Raw genomic sequence first — 19,822 nt, 5'->3', positions numbered from 1 at the left:
TATGGCCAAGAAATCCATGATTGCGCGGGAAACCAAGCGTAAATACAAGGTTCGGGTGCGGAATCGCTGCAAGTTGTGTGGTCGGCCACGTGGCTACATGCGTCGTTTTGGATTGTGTCGCATCTGCTTCCGTGAAGAAGCCCTGAAGGGGAACATTCCGGGCGTTGTGAAGGCAAGTTGGTAGAGGTAGGTGCATCATGTCAATGAGTGATCCAATTGCTGATATGCTCACGCGTATAAGAAATGCAGTAGAACGGGAACATAAATCCGTTAGCATGCCCCATTCCAGAATCAAAGAGGCGCTGGCGTCCGTTTTGAAGGAAGAAGGTTACATTGATGACTTCATCGTATTGCCCGAGCAACCACAATCGGTTTTGCGGGTGCAGTTGAAGTACATCGGTGACCGGCGTACACGCCACTCGGTTATTACTGGCCTGGAACGTGTGAGCAAGCCAGGTCGCCGCGTGTATGTAGGAAAAACCGAGATTCCCTGGGTGCTGAATGGCATGGGAATCGCCGTATTGACAACCTCACGGGGTGTCATGACCGACAGTAAAGCCCGCCGTCTGGGCGTCGGTGGTGAAGTCCTGTGCAAGATTTGGTAGAAGAGGTATGGCATGTCCCGAATAGGAAAAATGCCTGTCCCTGTTCCGGCAGGTGTAAAAGTGGAAATTGACGGGTCTTTTGTGACAGTGACCGGCCCCAGGGGCAAACTGTCACAGCAACTGCACCCGGATATGATTGTTGAGGCGGATGCCGGCATCTTGCGCGTGAGTCGTCCTAGTGATACACGAGAGCATCGCGCCCTACACGGCCTGACGCGCGCCCTCCTGAACAACATGGTTGTTGGCGTCAGTGAAGGCTTCAAGAAACGCCTGGAGATCGAAGGTGTCGGCTACCGCGCGGAAATGCAGGGGCAGGACCTCGTACTCTTCGTAGGTTATTCCCATCCTGTTACCGTGGTTCCGCCACATGACCTGAAGTTCGAGGTGGAAAACCGCGGCAAGAGCATTGTGGTAACGGCCAACGACAAACAGGTATTGGGTGAAATCTGCGCCAATATCCGCAAACAGCGTCCCCCGGAGCCATACAAAGGCAAAGGAATTCGCTACGCTGATGAGACTATTCGCCGCAAGGCTGGTAAAGCTGGTAAAGTTTAGAGGTAGAGACGATGTCTATTAAATCCAGAGAAGCGCGTAAACGTCGTCAGCGCCGCATTCGCATGAAGCTTTCGGGAACGGCGACGCGTCCCCGCCTGAATGTATTCCGTAGTCTCGATCATATTTATGCTCAGGTGATCGACGATGAAGCAGGACATACGTTAGCGGCCGCGTCCACTGTGGACAAGAAACTGGTTGCGCAGATGGCGGGAAAGACGAAGAAGGAACAGGCCACGCTGGTCGGCAAGGCCGTAGCTGAACGCGCCAAAGAGCAAGGAATCAACCAGGTTGTGTTTGACCGTGGTGGATACCTTTATCATGGGCGTATCAAGGCCCTGGCTGATGGCGCTCGTGAGGGCGGCCTTCAATTCTAAGGGTTCGTGCAAAATTGACTTTGGACTATCCGACAAGGAAGAACCCTTTCAGCGCCTCCGTCAATGCCAAACTCGTAAACGGATGCGCCCGAAGGGTTCGTGCAAAATTGACTTTGGACTATCCGACAAGCAAGAACCCTTTCAGCGCCTCCGTCAATGCCAATCGCGCATACGGAAGCGCCCTAATGCTCGCGGGCGTGTCGCTCAGGCGGCATCATTAACGCGAGAGCGATCCTTCAGGAGAGAAGCATGGGTCAGAGAAGACAATCATTTCGTGACCAGGAACGAGATGAATTCGACGAGCGAATCATTGACATTAAGCGTGTGGCCAAAGTCATTAAGGGTGGCCGCCGTTTCTCGTTCCGGGTCGTCGTCGTCGTTGGCGACAACAAAGGCAACGTCGGCTTTGGCATGGGCAAGGCCCGTTCCGTCCCTGACGCTATCCGCAAAGCCCTGGATACGGCCCGCAAATCCATGACTAAGGTGTCGATGGTGGGCACGACGATCCCGCATGAGGTGATCGGGCGGCATGGCGCGGCCAAGGTGCTGTTGAAACCGGCCGCCCCCGGCACGGGCGTTATCGCTGGCGGCGGCGTACGCGCGGTAGTTGAAGCGGCAGGCTATAAAAACATTTTGTCCAAATCGTTGGGCAGCGCGAATGTGTTGAACGTCATTCTGGCGACGTTGGACGGCCTGCACCAGTTGAAGAACGTACAACAGGAAGCCGCGGAACGAGGCAAGGAAAACATCCTGGAAGTGACCCCGTTCTGGGCGCGCAAGCAATGGCGGGGTTGATCATGGCAAAGCTGCAAATTACCTACAGCAAAAGTGCGATTGGCTACGAAAAGAGTCAAAAAGCAACAATTAAGGCGCTGGGATTGCGCCGCCTGCATCAGACCGTGGTGCGGGAGGATACTCCTGTTATCCGTGGTATGATTAACAAGGTCAGCCATTTGCTGACGGTGGAAGAGGTGAAGTAAATGAAACTGCACGATCTGCGTCCGGATCCTGGTTCCAGGAAAAAGCGTAAGCGAGTGGGTCGTGGTATTTCGGCGGGTCAAGGCAAGACAGCCGGCCGTGGTACCAAAGGTCAAAATGCCCGCAGCGGCGGCGTGAAAGGCGTCTATTTTGAGGGTGGTCAGCTTCCGCTGGCCCGTCGTCTGCCGTACAAGCGGGGCTTTACAAACATTCGCAAGGTAGAGTATACACCGGTTAATTTGCGCGATTTGTCGGAACTGGATGCCGGCACTCATCTTGACCCCTACATTATGTCCGCGGTTGGTCTCGTCAAGAAGCCAACTGATCCCGTCGTCATCCTCGGTGACGGGGAAATCAGCGTTGCTTTACACATCAAAGCGCACCGTTTTTCCAAATCAGCCCGGGAAAAGATCGAGGCCGCGGGTGGAACCGCTGAGGTGATCTCATGATTGAGTCCGTACGCAATGCCTTTGCTTTGCCAGACCTGCGCCGGCGTATTCTATACACCGTGGCCATGCTGGTGATTTACCGTCTGGTATCCAACATCCCCGTACCGGGCGTTGATTTGATTGCCTGGGAGGCGTTTCGTACCCAGCAAACGAGCAATAGCCTGATCGAGGTTCTCAACCTGCTTTCCGGCGGCGCGGTACGCAACTTCTCCGTCATGGCCCTGGGGGTTTATCCCTACATCACCGCCTCCATTATCATCCAGTTGTTGCAGCCGATTGTTCCCCAGTTGGAAGAAATGGCTTCCGAAGGGGAATCGGGGCGTAACCGGATAAACAAAATCACCTATTACATGACCATTCCGCTGGGACTCTTGCAAGCTGTAGGTCAGATTCGTCTGATCGGCTTCAGCATTGGCGGTCTGGAGCAGATCATGCCCCATTTCGGCTTTAGCCCGGCCAGCAACATCCTGCCCACCCTGACCACGCTGGTGGCGATGACGGCGGGCACGATGTTTGCCATCTGGCTCGGCGAGTTGATCACGGAAAATGGTATCGGGCAAGGCGTTTCGTTGATCATCTTTGGCGGCATTGTCTCGCGCATTCCCGCAAATCTGGCGCAGCTATTCACCATTCCCGAACAGGTGGCGCGCATCTTTACGATTATCGCCTTTGTGGTGATCACCGTAGCCACCATTCTCGTCATCGTGGTTATTCAGGAAGGGCAGCGGCGCATTCCCGTGCAATATGGACGGCGGGTGCGCGGGCGCAAGATTTATCAGGGACAGAGTACGCACGTGCCGCTCAAGGTGAATACGGCGGGCATGATCCCGATCATCTTCGCGCAGTCGTTGATCGCCTTCCCCGCGTTGATGGCGCAATTCTTCATCACGGCTTCCAATGAAGGGTTCATCAGCAAGGTCGCAACGGGTATTGCCAACACGTTTGGGCAAAATACGGGCTTTGTCTATTGGACACTCTATTTCCTGTTGGTCGTGGGCTTCACTTTCTTCTACACGGACGTGATGGTACAACAGCAGAAGCTACCGACGACCTTGCAGCGACAGGGCGGCTTTATCCCCGGTATTCGTCCGGGTAAGAAGACGGCCGATTACATTATGTCCGTGGTGCGACGCATCACGTTGGTGGGCGCGTTGTTCCTGGGTATCGTGGCGGTGATGCCGGGTATTATGGAACTGGTTGCCGGCATTCTCAACATCCAGGGTCTGGAACAAAGCGTCCTCGTAGTGAATGGCGCGGGGCTGATCATCGTCGTCGGCGTCGTTATCGACACCATGCGACAACTGGAAGCACAACTGCTCATGCGTCATTACGAAGGATTCATAAAGTAATGAAGTTCGTGGTGTTAATGGGCGCACCGGGCGCCGGCAAAGGAACCCAGGCGAAGAAGTTACAAGAAGCACTGGGTTTACCACAAGTGGCGACGGGTGATCTGTTCCGCGAAAACTTGAGGAATGAAACCCAACTGGGCATGCTGGCAAAGTCTTACATGGATGCCGGCAAACTCGTTCCCGATGAAGTGACCGTGGGCATGGTCAAAGACCGCCTCTCCCGTCCTGATTGCCAGGGCGGCGCCATCCTGGACGGTTTCCCGCGCACGCGCGCACAAGCAGAAGCACTGGCCGGATTACTGGCCGAAATGAACGCAAACATCAACGTCGTCCCCTACATCAACGTCGATCAAGACGTGTTGGTGCGGCGCCTGCTCAAACGAGCGGAAATCGAAGGGCGCGCGGACGACAATGAAGAGACCATCCGCACCCGTATGCGCGTCTATCAGGAACAAACGCAACCGCTGCTCGATTTCTACAAGGAACGCGGGCTTTTGGTAGAAGTCAATGGAGAACAGCCCATTGACGCCGTTTTCCAAGACCTGGCGAAAGTCATCAAAGAAGCAGCATGATCATCCTGAAGTCGCAATCGGAACTCAAAACGATGCGCGAGGCCGGACGCATCAACGCCCATGTGCTGGAAGCGGTGCGCGAGGCCATTCATCCTGGCGTCACCACCCTGTACCTTAACGACATTGCCGAGCGCGTGCTGGAGAAGCACGGAGCCACACCCATCTTCAAAGGATATTCCTTTGGTGGAAAACTCCCTCCCTACCCGGGCGCGCTCAACACCTGCATTAACGAAGAACTGGTACACGCCATCCCCAGCAGCAAACGCATCATCCGCGAAGGGGACCTGGTAAGTATCGATTGTGGGACGTTGTTCAAGGGATACATTGGCGATTCCGCCTTCAGCATCGGGGTAGGTTCGGTAAGCGCGGAAGTCGAAATGCTGCTGACCGTAACGGAACAGGCGCTGCAATTAGGCATCGCGCAGGCAGTGGCCGGGAATCGCATTGGCGACATCTCCGCGGCCATTCAGGACCACGTCGAAAGTCATGGGTACAACGTGGTACGCGGCTATGGCGGGCACGGTGTTGGCCGCTCCATGCACGAGGAACCACATGTACCGAACTATGGCAAGGCGGGGCGAGGCGTGAGGCTGCGCCCGCGGATGACGTTTGCCATTGAGCCAATGGTGCTGCAAGGCAAGAAAGATGTAATCGTCATGCCTGATCAGTGGACAGTTGCCGCAAAAGATGGCAAACTTACGGCTCATTTTGAACATACGATTGCCATTACGGATAATGGCCCGGAAATACTGACGCTTCCGTAAAAAGGAGCGTTTGGCGCGGTTTGCCAACCAACGTTCACCTCAGGCAGCCGCATCAGGAGTAGGTGACAATGAAAGTATCAGCATCAGTCAAGCGGCGTTGTCCTAAATGCAAAGTTGTCAAGCGCAAGGGCGTCGTGCGCGTTATTTGCGTCAACCCGAATCACAAACAACGTCAGGGATAGAAGGCGGCGCGCTGCGGTTGCCTTATTCTGCACTGGAGATTTTGAGAGGAACATATGGCTCGTATTGCCGGCATTGACATCCCCAACAACAAGCGGGTAGAAATTAGCCTGACCTACATCTACGGCATTGGCAAAAAGACCAGCCAGAGCATTCTGGCCCAGACGGAGATCAACCCGGACACCCGGGTCAAGGATCTGTCCGAAGCAGAAATTACCCGTCTGCGCCAGGTCATCGCCAGCGACCACATCGTAGAAGGCGACCTGCGCCGCGATGTCCACATGAACATCAAGCGCCTGACGGAAATCGGCTGCTACCGTGGCCTGCGCCACCGCCGCCACCTGCCCGCGCATGGGCAGCGCACCAAAACAAATGCCCGCACGCGCAAAGGTCCGAAGAAGACCGTGGCCGGACGTGGCCGCCGCAAGGGCAAGTAATCGCTTATCCGCCGCACGGATGTGACGCACCTATCCTGGCGTATCCAGCCATCACGAGGGCGTTGCGCCTGGTGTTTTTGTGACGCGGTTGCCGGGTGGTAGGCAAGCACAAGGACCGCACCACCCGCCCGGTCATCTTTTGCAGGAGTAAAAATGGGACGTAGACGACAAGCACAAGCCGCACGGAAAAAGGTCAAGCGCATGGTCGCGCAGGGGCAGGCCCACGTGCGCGCGACGTTTAACAATACGATTATCACTATCACGGACATGCAGGGGAATGCGATTTGCTGGTCCAGTGCCGGCAATTCCGGCTTCAAAGGCTCGCGTAAAAGCACCCCCTACGCCGCCCGTCTCGCCAGCCAGAACGCTGCCCGCCTGGCACGCGACAATGGTATGCAAGAAGTCGACATCATCGTCAACGGGCCTGGCCCCGGGCGCGAATCCGCCATTCGTGCGTTGCAAAGCTCCGGCCTGCGCGTGCGCGCCATCTACGACGTGACACCCGTGCCACACAACGGCTGCCGGCCCCCGAAGAAGCGGCGCGTCTGATTCCGCGGACACAACGGTAGAGCCGTAAGCAAACTGGCCATGTGCCGGCATTAACCAACATCTCGCGCACGTAAACAGGTTTAGCGACAGACCGGGCAAATCACCAACGGCAAAAACTAAAACGCCAGTATGCGCTGTACACAAAACAGCACAAGCTGGCTTTTGCCGCGTAAATCACCGGCTGCCATCATCATAACAGATTCATGAATCAGGAGAGGGAAGAAGGGTCGCCAAGCCCGTAAACCTCTCTAAAACGACCTCTCTGGGGCAAAAATCTCCCCAGAGACCAGACTCGGAGGTAAAGTTGGCTAGATATACTGGTCCCGTATGCAAGCTTTGTCGCCGCGAAGGCGAAAAGCTCTTCCTCAAGGGGTCCCGCTGCATGACCCCCAAATGCTCTTTTGAGCGCCGTGGCTATCCCCCCGGGCAGCATGGCCGCGAAAATCAATTCCGCCGTGGTCGCGCGTCCGACTACCTGCTCCAGCTTCGTGAGAAGCAGAAGGCCCGCCGCATTTACGGTGTCTTCGAGCGACAATTCCACAATTACTTCAATAAAGCCACGCAAGGTTCTGGCCTCACAGGCACGAACTTGCTCATCATGCTGGAAAGCCGTCTCGACAATGTGGTCTATCGCCTGGGTCTGGCAGACTCGCGCGCACAAGCGCGTCAATTGGTAGCGCACGGACACATTATGCTAAACGATCGCAAAACCACCATCCCCTCGGCGATGGTCAAAGCGGGTGACAAAATCTCCATTCGGCCCGAAAGTAACCGCCGCGCCTATTTCCGCGCTCGCCGCGAGGAAATCGACGATCGTCGCGTGCCGCGCTGGCTAAGCCTGGACGGCACTGATTTGTCCGCCAAAGTCTTGAACCTGCCTACGCGGGAAGATATTGACGTCTCCCTCAACGAACAGCTGATCGTTGAATACTACTCTCGCTAAAGGCTCGTCGACGCTGTCGCGGAAATGCGCGTCAGCCGCGCGTCAGGCTTTCTTGCCTGCACCGGCAGTCCGCAAAACAGCACACCAACCGCGCGGCGTTGTTGTGGCATTGACACACATAAGGGCGCATCCGCTCCTTCGTTGGGGACTAACGGATGCGCTTGCAGGGTTCCTTCGCCACGGAAACACGCAAGTTTGTTCCGAGCGAACCCTAAGAAAAAGAGAGGTTTACTTTGGCTATCAGTAACCTGATTCTACCCAAGATCGAAAGCACCGCGATGTCGGCCAAATTCGGCCAATTCGTCGTTGGTCCGCTAGAGCGCGGCTATGGCACGACGCTGGGCAACGCCCTGCGACGTGTGCTGCTGGCTTCCCTGCCAGGAGCGGCGGTGACGTCCATTCGCGTCAACGATGTGCCGCACGAGTTCTCCGCAATTCCCCATGTCCGTGAAGACATGATGCACCTCATCCTGAACGTCAAGCAGCTACGGCTGAAATTGCACGGTGTGGATTCCGCCCGCCTGCGCCTGGAAGTACGCGGCGCGGGCACGGTCACAGCCGCCGATCTGCACGCACCCGCGGACGTGGAGGTCATCAACCCGGACCTCTACCTGTTCACGGTGGACTCCGATGAAGCATTCCTGGAAGTGGAGATGACCGTGGAAACGGGGCGTGGCTACTCGCCCGCGGAAGACCGCCTACGCCTGCCGATTGGCGAACTTCCGGTAGATGCCCTATTCAGCCCGGTGGTACGTGTCACCTATGACGTGGAGAAAACCCGCCATGGGCAAGCCGCGGACTACGACCGCCTGACGATCAAGGTTTGGACGGATGGCACACTCAAGCCTGAAGATGCACTGGCACAGGCGGCGCAAATTTTAATTCAACAGATTCGCCCGTTTGCCGGCATTAGCGAAGACACCCTCATTCCTGAAGAGGAAGAAGAAGAAGAAGAAAGCATACCCAACGAAATTTACGACACGCCCATCGAACAACTGGACCTCAGTGTGCGCGTTTTCAACTCCCTGAAGCGGACCGGTATCACCAAAGTCGGCGAATTGTTGGAAATGCTGGAACGCGGCCCGGAAACCATGCTGGCCATTCGTAACTTCGGTGAGAAATCGCTCGACGAACTGGAGCAGCAATTGCAGGCGAAAGGCTTCCTGTCCCCGTCTGACACCCCCGCTGATGTGGATTGACTCATCCGTCGGGCACATGCTCCAAAGAATTCTGTTTTGAAGAGGTAAACAATGCGACACAAAGTGCATGGTCGTCGGCTAGGCCGGAACACAAAACAGCGCAAAGCGCTGCGCCGAAACATGGTCGCCGACTTGATTTGTTACGAAAAAGTGATCACGACAGAAGCCAAGGCGCGTATGCTGCGCCCTCTCGCCGAAAAAATGATCACGCTGGCAAAACGTGGCGTGATTGCCGGAAAAGAGAATCCAGCCAGCGAAGTACACGCGCGGCGTCTGGCAGCTTCCCGCCTGGCCCGCTTCCGCACCTACGAAGATGAAGAAGGTTACTACGAAGACATCGACGTCGTGCAGAAGCTGTTCAACGAAGTAGCCCCGCGCTATCTGGACCGTCCCGGTGGATACACACGCCTGGTCAAAATTGGCAAACGCCCTGGCGACAACGCCGACATGGCTGCCCTGATGTTGGTTGAAGAATAAGCGTCTTATCGCTTCGCTTTGCCCGTACCTTACAAGTGGAAATGCAACGGTTTCGCGCTCTGATTGCGTACGACGGTACACACTATTTTGGCTTCCAACGCCAACGAGTAGGCCAGGTAACCATTCAGAGCACGCTGGAAGATGCGCTCTCAGCATTGGCAGACGCGCCTGTGACGATCACGGGCGCGGGACGAACAGACAGCGGCGTCCACGCATTGGGCCAGGTGATCAGTTTTGACCTGGCCTGGCGACATGGTGAAGAGGCTTTGCGGCGCGCGTTGAACGTGAATTTGCCGGCAGATATCGTCGTCAAACAAGTCGAAATCACCCCCCCCGACTTCCATCCTCGTTTCGACGCCCGCCGCCGCGCCTATCGCTACCAGATATTCAATCATCCCGTGCGCAGCCCCATTCACCATCGCTACAGTTGGCACGTCAGCCAACCGCTCGATGTGTCTCGCATGAACGCTGCCGCCGCCATCTTGCTCGGTTCACATGACTTCGCTACATTCGGTCTGCCCCCACAGGGCACAAACACGGTGCGCGAACTCTTCCAGGCTCACTGGCAACAAGAAACCGATCTGCTCACATTCACAATTGAGGCAAACGCCTTTCTCTATCGCATGGTCCGCAGCCTGGTTGGCTCCTTGAAGCTAGTCGGCGTGGGCGCATGGACAGAGGATACGTTTGCCACGGCACTGCACGGGCGCGACCGCAAATACATTACCACTGTCGCCCCGCCCAATGGACTTTTCCTGGTTTCAGTTACCTACTGAACCAAGCCAGGGGGTCGGGTGTACGGTGCTTGACAATCTCATGGACTTAATCTTTTGGTAATGGTGGAGAACACAAATGAACAAGACATTTGTAACCAAGCCCGCGGAAGTAGAACGACAGTGGTACGTCGTCGATGCCGAAGGCCAGACCCTCGGTCGTCTGGCAACCCGTATCGCCACCATTTTGCGCGGGAAACACAAACCGATTTTCAGCCCCTCGGTTGATTGCGGCGACTACGTGATCGTCGTCAACGCCGAAAAGATTCGCGTCACGGGTCGGCGACTGGAGCAGAAACGCTATTATCGCTACTCCGGTTATCCGGGTGGCTTGAGTGAGATTTCATTGCGTGACCAGTTGCAGAGATTCCCCACGCGCGTTATCACCGCGGCGGTAAAGGGGATGCTGCCCAAAAATGTCCTGGGCCGCCAGATGCTGCGCAAAATGAAGGTCTATGCAGGTCCCAACCATCCGCACGCTGCCCAGAACCCGCAGCCGCTGGAGTTCTAGGAGGAACTAGATGTTTGAAGGTTTCGAAGGAAAACAATACTACGAAGGCATTGGCCGCCGCAAGCGTTCATCGGCGCGCGTGCGCGTCTATCCTGAAGGCACAGGCGCATTTGTCGTCAACGGCAAAGATGTGAAGGATTACTTCCCCCGCTTTGGCGACTACGAAACTCTGGTTGGGCCGCTGACGGATACCTCCATGCAAGGGCAAATGGACGTGAGCGTGCTGGTTCAGGGCGGCGGCATAACAGGACAAACCAGCGCCGTGCGCCTGGGTCTGGCCCGCGCACTCGTCAAATATGACGAAGAAATGCGCCCACAGTTACGTGCCGAAGGCCACCTGACGCGCGACCCACGCATCAAGGAACGGAAGAAGCCTGGTCTGAAGCGCGCGCGCAAGGCACCGACCTACACCAAGCGTTAAAGCTGAAGTTGGACAAGGTACGTTATTGCATCGCCGCTTTGCGGCGTTGCCTTCCGAAGCTCCCATTCCGCGATAACGGGTCGTCAATGGCCGCGCGTTTTGGGGGCAACCACCAACGAAAAGCTGCGCGAAGCCTGGGCAGGCGTGCGGCGTAATAAAAGTGCGCCGCACCCGCCGTAGGGCAGTGACCAGCCGGTTAGCCAGCGATATGCAAGAAAATGAAACAGGCGAGGCGCATAGGCTCGCCTTTTTTGCTTTCTATCCGGGCGACAACCGCCGGGATACAGGCAGCCGGAGAGCCAGACAAATAAAGGAAGCAAGGGGATGCAGATAGCACGGATTGAACGTGAGGGCATCACAATTGTCGGACTCGGCCCTGGCGGTGGTGAATTCCTGACACGACAGGCATGGGAGGCACTGGCAACAGCGGACCATATCTTCCTGCGTACGGCGCGCCATCCGGCGGTAGCGGACCTGCCTCCGGTTCCACGCACGAGTTTCGACAACATCTACGAGGCGGCGGACGACTTCAGCGATGTTTATCGCCAGATTACGGCGGAGATCATGCGCCAGGCAGCCACCGGACCGGTTTGCTACGCTGTCCCCGGTCATCCGGCGGTGGGCGAGGCCAGCGTCGCACACATCCGCGCCGCGGCGGAAGCAGCCGATATTCCCGTGACCATCATCGCAGGCCTGAGCTTCATTGAGCCAACGCTCACGGCCTTGCACCTGGACGGGCTGGACGGGCTGCAATTGGGGGATGCCATTGAAGTGGCCGATAGGCTCTTCCCGCCGCTCAACCCAGATGCGCCCGCCCTGCTGGCGCAGGTTTACAGTCCGCTGCTGGCGAATAATCTCAAACTGGCATTAAACGCGATCTATCCTGACGAACATCGCGTGGCTCTGGTACATGCTGCCGGCATTTCCGCGGAGCGCGTAGAGTGGTTGCCCCTGTATGAAATTGACCGCAGCCCTCACATCAACCACCTGACTTCCCTTTTCCTCCCTCCCCTGCCCCGCGCCAGCAGCCTGGCAGCCCTGGCGGAAACGGTAGCCATTCTGCGCAGCCCCGATGGTTGCCCCTGGGACCAGGAGCAAACAGCCCAGAGCCTGCGCCCCGGGTTCATCGAGGAAATGGCGGAGGTGTTGGAGGCGCTGGACCTGGACGACGCCGAGTTGCTACGCGAAGAACTTGGCGACCTGCTCTTCCACATTGTCATCCAGGCGCAGATTGCCAGCGAGGATGGTTCGTTTACGTTGGGGGAGGTCATTGCCGGCATCGAGTCCAAGCTCAAACGTCGCCACCCCCATGTCTGGGGAGATTGGCACGTCAACGACGCCGGTGACGTCATCCGCAACTGGGAAGCACTAAAAGCGGAAGAAAAAGCACACCGCACCACCCAAACCGCCTCACTTCTGGACAACATTCCTCCCACCTTGCCATCTTTAGCCCAATCGCAGAAAATACAGGCACGTGTAAGAAAAATCGGCTTTGATTGGCCGCATATCGACGGCGTCTTTGCCAAACTGGACGAAGAAAAACAGGAGCTGATGACCGCTTCCACGCGCCGCGAACAAGAGCAAGAATTGGGAGATATTTTGTTCGTGACCGCGAACCTGGCAAATTGGATGAAGCTAGATGCGGAAACAGCCCTGCGTGAAGCAAACCTTCGCTTCAGCCGTCGCTTTCGCCAGATGGAAGCAGCCGCGAATCGCCAGGCATTAGACCTGGCAACGGCAAGTCTGGACACGCTAAACCAGTTGTGGGAGGAGGCCAAAGCCACTCTGGCCGCGGCCTATGAAGCATCGGAGGAAAAAGCGTGACAATTGTAAGTGGAGTTTTGCTAGCCCTGGCGCTTGTCTGCCTCCTGGCAGCTCTCGCCCTCATCTTGCGGGCCGTGGGACGACGAGGGCGGGCCGCCAACGCCGCATACAGCGTGGGGCGCCAAGAATTGCGCCACGACATGCAAGTAGACCTGGTGCGTGGCGCAGCCTTTCTGCTGTTGTCACTCATTGTCTGGGCCGTATTTGGCCTGAGCGTGCGAACAGAGCAGGCAAACGCCCTCTCGCCAACGATGACTCCCACCATCTCCGTGACGGTCGCGGCCACCCGCACAGCCACTGCCGTCCCGACGCCGACCGGGACCCACGCCGCGACGACTAACACCCCCCTCCCCAGCCCAACAACACCCCCCGACATCCCCACGCAAACCCCTTCTCCATCCCCCACGCCTACCGAAACCCCCAGGCCGCCAACGGCACTCGTCAACAGCCCCAACGGCCTCTACTTGCGCGAACGACCGGGCGGCACGCAAGAAATCGAGTTGATCCCCGACGGTACGGAACTCATCCTGCTTCCCGGACGGCAAACGGAAAACGATCTGGAATGGCAACAAGTCCGCACCCCATTGGGCAACGAAGGATGGGTCGCCGTCGATTTTATTATCTACCAACAGTAACAGCCCTCAAGTAGCGTCTCTCTGGCGGGCCTTTTGCTATCCACGTCCCGGTCCGCCAGGGTTGTCAATAGGCGGCGCATTTCTCAAATGCGTCGCCGTTCCCTTTTCACCCTTCCTGGAGGCCAATCATCATGGCACAAACGCTTTTTGGGCATCCTGACGGTAACGTCTTCTATCGGAAAATGTCACATCGCCGCCCCATGATCTCCCATGGAGAAGGCATCTATCTCTACGATACCACGGGTAAACGGTATATTGACGGCTCAGGGGGGCCGCTCGTCGCCAACGTTGGGCATGGGCGGGCGGAAATCGTCGCGGCCATGCAGCAGCAGGCCATGGCCGCCGCCTACATCCACGCCATCATGTTCACCAGCGAGCCGCTTGAGCAGTACTCGCGCGAATTGGCTCAGGTCATTCCCTTACCGGACCCCCGCTTCTTCTATCTCAGCAGCGGTTCCGAAGTGGTCGAAGGGGCCTTGAAACTGGCGCGCCAGATTCAAATGGCCCGCGGGGAAAACGGGCGCTACCTCGTCATCTGCCGTTCTCTCAGCTACCACGGTATGACGCTGGGGGCGCTCAGCGTCAGTGGTCGGCCAGGGATGCGCACCCCTTATCTGGGTTTGCTGCAAAATATGCCCCATATTCGCCATCCGTATCCTTACCGTTTCCCGGCCACGGGCGAGGAACTCGCCAGCCGCCTGGAGGAATCGATCCTGGCTTATGGCCCAGAGAATGTGGCTGCGTTTATTGCCGAGCCAATCAGTGGGGCCAGCCTGGGAGCCGCCACGCCGCCGGACGATTATTGGCCGCGTATCCGCGACATCTGCGACCATTACGGCGTCTTGCTCATCTCGGATGACGTGCTGGTAGGCATGGGACGAACGGGCAAATGGTGGGGATTGCAGCATTGGAATGTGCAACCCGACATCCTGGTCACGTCGAAGGGCACGGCGGGTGGCTACTTCCCGTTTGGATTTATCGCCGCGAAAGGGACAGATGTAGAGCAGATTCACCAGACGCTGGGTGATTTCAACCATGGCGGCACATTCAGCCATCACGCGGTGGGAGCGGCCGCGGCGCTGGCGACGCTGCACATCATCCAGCAAGAGAAACTGGTGGAGAATGCCGCTTCCATGGGCGACCTGCTGGGCTTTAAGCTGTGGCAGGCGCTGGCGCACCATCCTCACGTGGGTGACATCCGTGGCAAGGGGCTTTTCTGGGCAATTGAAATAGTGCAGGATCGGGAGAGTAAGACGCCGTTCCCGGCCAGAAAGGGCGTGGCATGGAAAATCTGGCAGCGCGCTTTCGACGCGGGCCTGATTGTCTACTATTCGCAAGGATGCGCCGACGGTCGGGATGGCGATTTGATCATGCTGGGTCCGCCGCTGACGATCACGCCAGACCAGATAGAGGAGATGGTGGGGATTCTGGCGGAGGCGATTCAGGTGGAACTGGGGTTGCCGGCATTTGCCGTGGCCTGACAAACAAACGCGGAGGGGTCCAATCGTTAGGTTGGACCCCTCCGCCCGGTAATGACCATGGACACAACAGACAGCATCCAACGACAATTCGGCGACAATGCGGAGAAATACGCCACCAGCAAGGTTCACGCACAAGGTAAGAGCCTCAGCCGCCTGGTGGAGATGGTGGGGCCACAGCCACACTGGCGGGCATTGGATGTTGCCACGGGAGCCGGACATACGGCACTGGCATTTGCCCCGCTGGTAGACCATGTCTGCGCCGCCGATTTGACACCACAAATGCTGGCCGTGACGGCAAAGCTGGCGAGGGAGCGGGGCGCGGCCAATGTGACAACGGCGCAGTTGGAGGCGGCTCATCTTCCATTCCCCGATGCCAGTTTTGATCTGGTGACGTGCCGCATTGCGCCACATCATTTCGCGGATGTGGCGGGGTTTGTGCGGGAGTCAGCGAGGGTGTTGCGGCCGGGGGGACGGCTGGCGGTGGTGGATAATATCGTGCCGGGGAGTCGTTTGCGGGGAAAGAAGGGGGAGAGGGAACGAGATGCCGGCATTTACGTCAACGCCATCGAAAAATTCCGCGACCCCAGCCACAACCGCTGCCTCAGCCTGGACGAATGGCTCGACCTCTTTTACGACGCCGGCCTCTCCCCCATCCAGCACGAAACCCTGAGCAAACGCATCGTCTTTGACGACTGGGCCGCACGCATGAACGTGCGGGGCGACGACCTCACCCGCCTGCGGGTTCTCTTCACGCAGGCCCCCGCCGCCGCCGCCGCCTTCCTCCAACCCCAATTCACAGGCGAGCAGCTTGACTTTCTTCTCTGGGAAGTGGTCATTGCCGGCACAAAATCCCGCCAGTCACCATAGGCTTTGTCCACACAACCGGTAACGAATCAGCAAGCCGGACCGTTATCCGCGTCAATCGGCATCGTACTCATAACAGAACTGCGCCGTTCTCGCGTACGTTTCCTCGTCGGCACCATGACCGTAATTTCGGGCAAAAGCCCAATAGCACCATTTTTTGCTCACCAGGAAACTGTCCGTGCCACAGGAATGCGTGCATTCCGATGAATCAATCGTGATTTCCCGCGTATCCGCCAACGTGGTAGGCACGGCATCGCCTGGCTTTGCATCCGACCCACAGGGCGGTTCCCCCGCAAGGCTGTATTCCAATGTACAACTCAGATTGCTATCTGGCTTCCCGCAATAGGTCGGGCCGCCGCCGCCCCAGATGTGCGTACAGCGCAGACCCTGTTCATCCTGTCCCAATGCAAGCAGTTGGATTTCGTCCCCCAACGCAACCGCATAAGTCAAGTCAGCCCCCAGTTCAACCCGTTCTCCATTAACATAGACTTCCAATCCAACAATCGGCGGCGTCTTGTCATCAGGCGGCAAGGTCGTCTGGCAGGCCACAAGCGCCAACATCAGTAGGAACAACCCTTTCGCGCATTTCATCACTACCTCCTGCGAAAATAATCTTCCCGGAAGCTCATTCGTAGATGATAGCCCTGGGTAACAGCTTCCGGGAAGATGTCCTCATTGATGGTGGTGCGCCGCGGCGCATCAAGTCCTCTCAGGCACTTGACTGGCGATGAAACGAGATATGAATCGCATCGCCAGTTTGAAGAAGTGGCAAGGAAGAGACTCTGTTGTCTTCTTTAGTTTTTGCGCCTAAGGGGAGGGCTGAAGGGGGTTCCCTTGATACCAGATTACCAACAGTATATTGACAAAACCAACAGGGGTCAACCAGATTATCGCTTCCCCTGAGCCGTCATGCCGGTCACGACCTCTCCCCAGAAACCTCGTCGATACGCCGTGTCATGGCAAATGGCTGCACAAACAGAGCTGATTTATGGTATCATTGCAACTTATGAAAAAAGGCAGTGACTATTCACGACCACCTTCCCGGAAGCTGTTTTGATGCCAAATGATCTGAATGATGAGGCGTTTTGGCTTGACATTGAGCTTCCGGGAAGGTCTCTAGGCTGAATAGATACAAAAGGCATTAGAGTCAATTGTAAGGCAATGCGCGCATGACCGATTAACGCAGGACGCCATTCGTTTCCCATTTGGCGATGCAGACAGCAAGCGACCATTGGCTCCCTTCCCTATTCCCCGTTTGTTGGCTGCACGCCCCAGATCATTGAGCAATATGAGTAAAAAATACCATTTCTGGATAACTGGCTGTCAGATGAATTATGCGGATGCGCGACAGGTTGCCTCAGCGCTGGAGCGGAACGGTTATCAATCCACCGAACGCGCCGAAGAAGCAGACGTGATCGTCCTGGAGACGTGCGTCGTGCGGCAGCAGTCAGAAGACAAAGCGTACAACAAGCTGCACGCCCTCACCCCCATGAAGCGCGACAACCCCGACCTGACCATTGCCGTCATGGGCTGCCTGGTAGGCGTCAAGGGGAATGACATTTTGCGGCAACGCTTCCCCGTCGTGGACGTATTCATGCCGCCGCACTCGGACGGTTCACCGCTGATTTCTCATCTGCACCAGACCGACGCCATCTCCATCGAGCAAGAGGCCACCGCCCGCCAGCACGCCTGGCAAGATGGCGAAGTAATTTTGCCGCTAGAGCAGCGGGAAGCGCTCGTGTCTGCACCCGTTTCCGTCGTGTATGGCTGCTCCCACGCCTGCACTTTCTGCATCATCCCGTATCGTCGCGGCGTGGAGCGCAGCCGACCCGTTGGCGAAATCGTGGCCGAAGTACGATCGCTGGTGCGCCAGGGGGTAAAGGAAGTGGTGCTGCTGGGCCAGATAGTGGACCGTTATGGCAAGGATGTGCCCGATGGGCCAGACCTGGCGGACCTGCTGCGCGTGGTCAGCGATGTGGAGGGCCTGGAGCGGATTCGCTTCCTCACCAGCCACCCCAATTGGATGACGGACAAACTGCTGCACGCCGTGGCGGCGCTGCCCAAAGTGATGCCCCAGATTGAAGTGCCCGTGCAAGCCGGGGACGACGACGTGCTGGCCAGCATGAAGCGGGGCTATACCGCACAACAGTACCGCGACCTGGTACACAAGATTCGGGACATTGTACCCGATGTCGCCATTCACGGGGACATTATCGTCGGCTTCCCCGGCGAAACGGAAGCGCAGTTTCAGCGCACTTACGATTTGCTGGCGGACCTGCGGTTAGACAAAATCCATCTGGCCCGCTACAGTCCCCGCGAAGGGACGGTGAGCGCGCGGCGCATGGTAGACGATGTGCCCGACGAGGCCAAGCGGGACCGCTTCCACCGCCTGGAAGTGCTGCAACGTGAGGTGTCGCAGGAAAAAATGAAGGTCTACCTGGGCGAAACTGTGGAAGTCCTGGTGGAAGAGCGGCACAAAGGACGCTGGCGGGGCCGTAATCCGCAGAATAAACTGGTTTTCTTTGACGACGAACAGGATTTGCGCGGGCAATTAGTGTCCGTGCGCGTGACGTGGGCCGGCCCGTATAGCATGTCCGGCGAGCGCGCGGATCGCCTCGTGCCAGGCATGCTGCCGTTAAACGGCGTGCCGCTGCGCATGTTGTAGATTTGCGACCTTCGCGGAAGCGCAATTCACAGCTTCCGAGAAGATGGGAGCTTCCGGGAAGGTCGTCGGGCACGTCGGCGGGAATGATGAACATGCGAATTCTGCTGCTGGACACAAACGAAAGCCAACGGGAGCAGAGCGCGGCGGTTCTGGAAAAGACCGCGGTGGTGACGCGGGCCGCCAACTGGCGTCAGGCGTGCTTGCTGTTGGGGCAGCAGCCGCACAATTTGGCGCTGTTGAGCGCGACGGATGCCAGTGCCGATCTGGTGCGTGCCCTGCGATTGATTCAGGCGGATCTGCGGGTGATGCTGCTAATGCCAGATGGGAGAGAGCCAACAATGCCGGCAAACGCCAACATTCAAGGCGTGCTGCGGCTGGACAATCTGGAAACGGAAGCGGCGCGGGAACTGCCGCGCGTGTCGCGGCAGCGGGTGCTGCCCGTGGCCGTGCCGCGGCTGGCGACCCCGCCGCTGACGATCAGGCAGATGCGCGACTTGCTTACGCAATCCGTGACGGATGAGACCGTAGAAAGCGCCCTCATTGCTCTGGATACGGGTCTGGTGGTGTCTCGCGGCGCGCTCAGCGAACGCCTGGGGGCGGCGGTGGCTGTGATTGTGCGGCACTCCTGGCGTGATCCTGATTTTCCGGTGCAAGTGCAGTTCTTGCATTTGCCGGCATTAACCGGAGACCACCTGATTTATGCCCAGCGCGTGCGCAGCGATATTTTGGTGGCGCTGGTGGCAAAACCATCGGCCAGCACAGGCGTCTTGCAAGAGCAGGCGGAGCGCGTGGCGCGAGGTTTGCGAGCAGCGGCTCCGGGAACCGGATCGCCGCGCCCATCAATCATTGAGCCGGATGTAGCGGAAGAAGCGGCAACCAGCCGCACCTATGCCATCGCCTGGAAGCCGGTCGAGCCACTGCCAGGGGTGCTACATATTCCTTTGCGGCGCGTGCTGGAACGTCTGGCAAATGCCGGCAATTCCCAACTCCACTACCTGACTATCAGCGACACGCTCGTTCATCTCGTCGTCACCCCCCCACCCGGCTGCAACAGCATCTGGCTGGCCCAGCACTTCAAGAATGGTTCCGAATTGGAGATCAGGACCCAGTTCAACGTGCAGGCCACGCTGTGGGCGCGGGGCTACTTCGCCCGCGAAACCACCACCCCGCTGTCCGGCGCCGAACTCAACCTCTTCTTGGAACACAACTACGCCTGA

The 19,822-nt window shown here is 57.6% G+C and carries 26 protein-coding genes; 25 read left to right on the top strand and 1 reads right to left on the bottom strand.

Annotated elements, in window-relative coordinates; all coding sequences use genetic code 11:
- Position 1: 1 nt before the first annotated feature.
- From H6650_19540 to H6650_19430, 23 genes are all read left to right on the top strand, one after another.
- Positions 2–184, top strand: a complete 183-nt coding sequence (locus H6650_19540; GenBank protein MCB8954203.1) for a type Z 30S ribosomal protein S14 — start codon at positions 2–4, stop codon at positions 182–184.
- Between the two features lie 13 nt (positions 185–197).
- A complete protein-coding gene (gene rpsH, locus H6650_19535; GenBank protein ID MCB8954202.1) occupies positions 198–605 on the top strand; it encodes a 30S ribosomal protein S8 in 408 nt (135 codons plus the stop codon).
- Between the two features lie 12 nt (positions 606–617).
- The gene (gene rplF / locus H6650_19530; protein ID MCB8954201.1) at positions 618–1,160 is read left to right on the top strand and encodes a 50S ribosomal protein L6; all 543 of its coding nucleotides are present in this window, start codon (positions 618–620) and stop codon (positions 1,158–1,160) included.
- An 11-nt stretch (positions 1,161–1,171) separates the two neighbouring features.
- A complete protein-coding gene (locus H6650_19525) occupies positions 1,172–1,534 on the top strand; it encodes a 50S ribosomal protein L18 (GenBank protein MCB8954200.1) in 363 nt (120 codons plus the stop codon).
- Between the two features lie 249 nt (positions 1,535–1,783).
- The gene (gene rpsE / locus H6650_19520) at positions 1,784–2,329 is read left to right on the top strand and encodes a 30S ribosomal protein S5 (GenBank protein ID MCB8954199.1); all 546 of its coding nucleotides are present in this window, start codon (positions 1,784–1,786) and stop codon (positions 2,327–2,329) included.
- The gene (gene rpmD, locus H6650_19515; GenBank protein MCB8954198.1) at positions 2,329–2,514 is read left to right on the top strand and encodes a 50S ribosomal protein L30; all 186 of its coding nucleotides are present in this window, start codon (positions 2,329–2,331) and stop codon (positions 2,512–2,514) included. Before rpsE ends, rpmD begins: the two co-directional genes overlap by 1 nt.
- On the top strand, positions 2,515–2,961 hold the full coding sequence (gene rplO, locus H6650_19510) for a 50S ribosomal protein L15 (protein MCB8954197.1): 447 nt from the start codon (positions 2,515–2,517) through the stop codon (positions 2,959–2,961).
- Positions 2,958–4,310 (top strand): preprotein translocase subunit SecY, encoded by a 1,353-nt coding sequence (gene secY, locus H6650_19505; GenBank protein MCB8954196.1) that lies wholly within the window; start codon positions 2,958–2,960, stop codon positions 4,308–4,310. Before rplO ends, secY begins: the two co-directional genes overlap by 4 nt.
- Entirely contained in the window at positions 4,310–4,882 is a 573-nt protein-coding gene (locus tag H6650_19500) for an adenylate kinase (GenBank protein ID MCB8954195.1), read from the top strand. Before secY ends, H6650_19500 begins: the two co-directional genes overlap by 1 nt.
- Positions 4,879–5,646, top strand: coding sequence for a type I methionyl aminopeptidase (map, locus tag H6650_19495; GenBank protein MCB8954194.1), 768 nt, complete (start codon positions 4,879–4,881; stop codon positions 5,644–5,646). The genes H6650_19500 and map overlap by 4 nt, the downstream gene beginning before the upstream one ends.
- A gap of 68 nt (positions 5,647–5,714) precedes the next feature.
- A complete protein-coding gene (gene rpmJ, locus H6650_19490; protein MCB8954193.1) occupies positions 5,715–5,828 on the top strand; it encodes a 50S ribosomal protein L36 in 114 nt (37 codons plus the stop codon).
- 54 nt (positions 5,829–5,882) lie between these two features.
- Positions 5,883–6,263 carry a 30S ribosomal protein S13 gene (gene rpsM / locus H6650_19485; protein ID MCB8954192.1) on the top strand — a complete coding sequence of 127 codons (381 nt, stop codon included), beginning with the start codon at positions 5,883–5,885 and terminating at the stop codon, positions 6,261–6,263.
- 153 nt (positions 6,264–6,416) lie between these two features.
- The gene (gene rpsK / locus H6650_19480) at positions 6,417–6,812 is read left to right on the top strand and encodes a 30S ribosomal protein S11 (protein MCB8954191.1); all 396 of its coding nucleotides are present in this window, start codon (positions 6,417–6,419) and stop codon (positions 6,810–6,812) included.
- A gap of 304 nt (positions 6,813–7,116) precedes the next feature.
- A complete protein-coding gene (gene rpsD / locus H6650_19475; GenBank protein MCB8954190.1) occupies positions 7,117–7,755 on the top strand; it encodes a 30S ribosomal protein S4 in 639 nt (212 codons plus the stop codon).
- 239 nt (positions 7,756–7,994) lie between these two features.
- Positions 7,995–8,954, top strand: coding sequence for a DNA-directed RNA polymerase subunit alpha (locus H6650_19470; GenBank protein ID MCB8954189.1), 960 nt, complete (start codon positions 7,995–7,997; stop codon positions 8,952–8,954).
- Positions 8,955–9,017: 63 nt separating this feature from the next.
- Positions 9,018–9,431 (top strand): 50S ribosomal protein L17, encoded by a 414-nt coding sequence (rplQ, locus tag H6650_19465; protein ID MCB8954188.1) that lies wholly within the window; start codon positions 9,018–9,020, stop codon positions 9,429–9,431.
- A 41-nt stretch (positions 9,432–9,472) separates the two neighbouring features.
- Entirely contained in the window at positions 9,473–10,207 is a 735-nt protein-coding gene (gene truA, locus H6650_19460) for a tRNA pseudouridine(38-40) synthase TruA (GenBank protein ID MCB8954187.1), read from the top strand.
- Between the two features lie 76 nt (positions 10,208–10,283).
- Positions 10,284–10,715 (top strand): 50S ribosomal protein L13, encoded by a 432-nt coding sequence (gene rplM, locus H6650_19455; GenBank protein ID MCB8954186.1) that lies wholly within the window; start codon positions 10,284–10,286, stop codon positions 10,713–10,715.
- Between the two features lie 10 nt (positions 10,716–10,725).
- Positions 10,726–11,136, top strand: coding sequence for a 30S ribosomal protein S9 (rpsI, locus tag H6650_19450; GenBank protein MCB8954185.1), 411 nt, complete (start codon positions 10,726–10,728; stop codon positions 11,134–11,136).
- 324 nt (positions 11,137–11,460) lie between these two features.
- A complete protein-coding gene (mazG, locus tag H6650_19445; GenBank protein MCB8954184.1) occupies positions 11,461–12,960 on the top strand; it encodes a nucleoside triphosphate pyrophosphohydrolase in 1,500 nt (499 codons plus the stop codon).
- Entirely contained in the window at positions 12,957–13,595 is a 639-nt protein-coding gene (locus H6650_19440; protein MCB8954183.1) for an SH3 domain-containing protein, read from the top strand. Before mazG ends, H6650_19440 begins: the two co-directional genes overlap by 4 nt.
- 131 nt (positions 13,596–13,726) lie before the next feature.
- Positions 13,727–15,076: an aspartate aminotransferase family protein gene (locus H6650_19435; protein ID MCB8954182.1), complete on the top strand. Its 1,350-nt coding sequence runs from the start codon at positions 13,727–13,729 to the stop codon at positions 15,074–15,076.
- A 57-nt stretch (positions 15,077–15,133) separates the two neighbouring features.
- Positions 15,134–15,943 (top strand): class I SAM-dependent methyltransferase, encoded by an 810-nt coding sequence (locus H6650_19430; protein MCB8954181.1) that lies wholly within the window; start codon positions 15,134–15,136, stop codon positions 15,941–15,943.
- Positions 15,944–15,994: 51 nt separating this feature from the next.
- Here H6650_19430 and H6650_19425 read toward each other — a convergent pair whose 3' ends face one another.
- Positions 15,995–16,531 carry a hypothetical protein gene (locus tag H6650_19425; protein MCB8954180.1) on the bottom strand — a complete coding sequence of 179 codons (537 nt, stop codon included), beginning with the start codon at positions 16,529–16,531 and terminating at the stop codon, positions 15,995–15,997.
- Between the two features lie 697 nt (positions 16,532–17,228).
- On the opposite strand from H6650_19425, the gene miaB reads away from it, so the two are divergent.
- Both miaB and H6650_19415 read left to right on the top strand, forming a co-directional pair.
- Positions 17,229–18,605, top strand: a complete 1,377-nt coding sequence (gene miaB / locus H6650_19420; protein MCB8954179.1) for a tRNA (N6-isopentenyl adenosine(37)-C2)-methylthiotransferase MiaB — start codon at positions 17,229–17,231, stop codon at positions 18,603–18,605.
- Positions 18,606–18,688: 83 nt separating this feature from the next.
- Complete coding sequence (locus tag H6650_19415) at positions 18,689–19,822, top strand: hypothetical protein (protein ID MCB8954178.1); 1,134 nt, start codon at positions 18,689–18,691, stop codon at positions 19,820–19,822.

It is taken from the genome of Ardenticatenales bacterium, from assembly GCA_020634515.1.
Taxonomy (GTDB): Bacteria; Chloroflexota; Anaerolineae; order Promineifilales; family Promineifilaceae; genus JAGVTM01.
The sequence above is the reverse complement of the archived record's forward strand: the minus strand, read 5'-3'. Positions and strand labels throughout refer to the sequence as shown.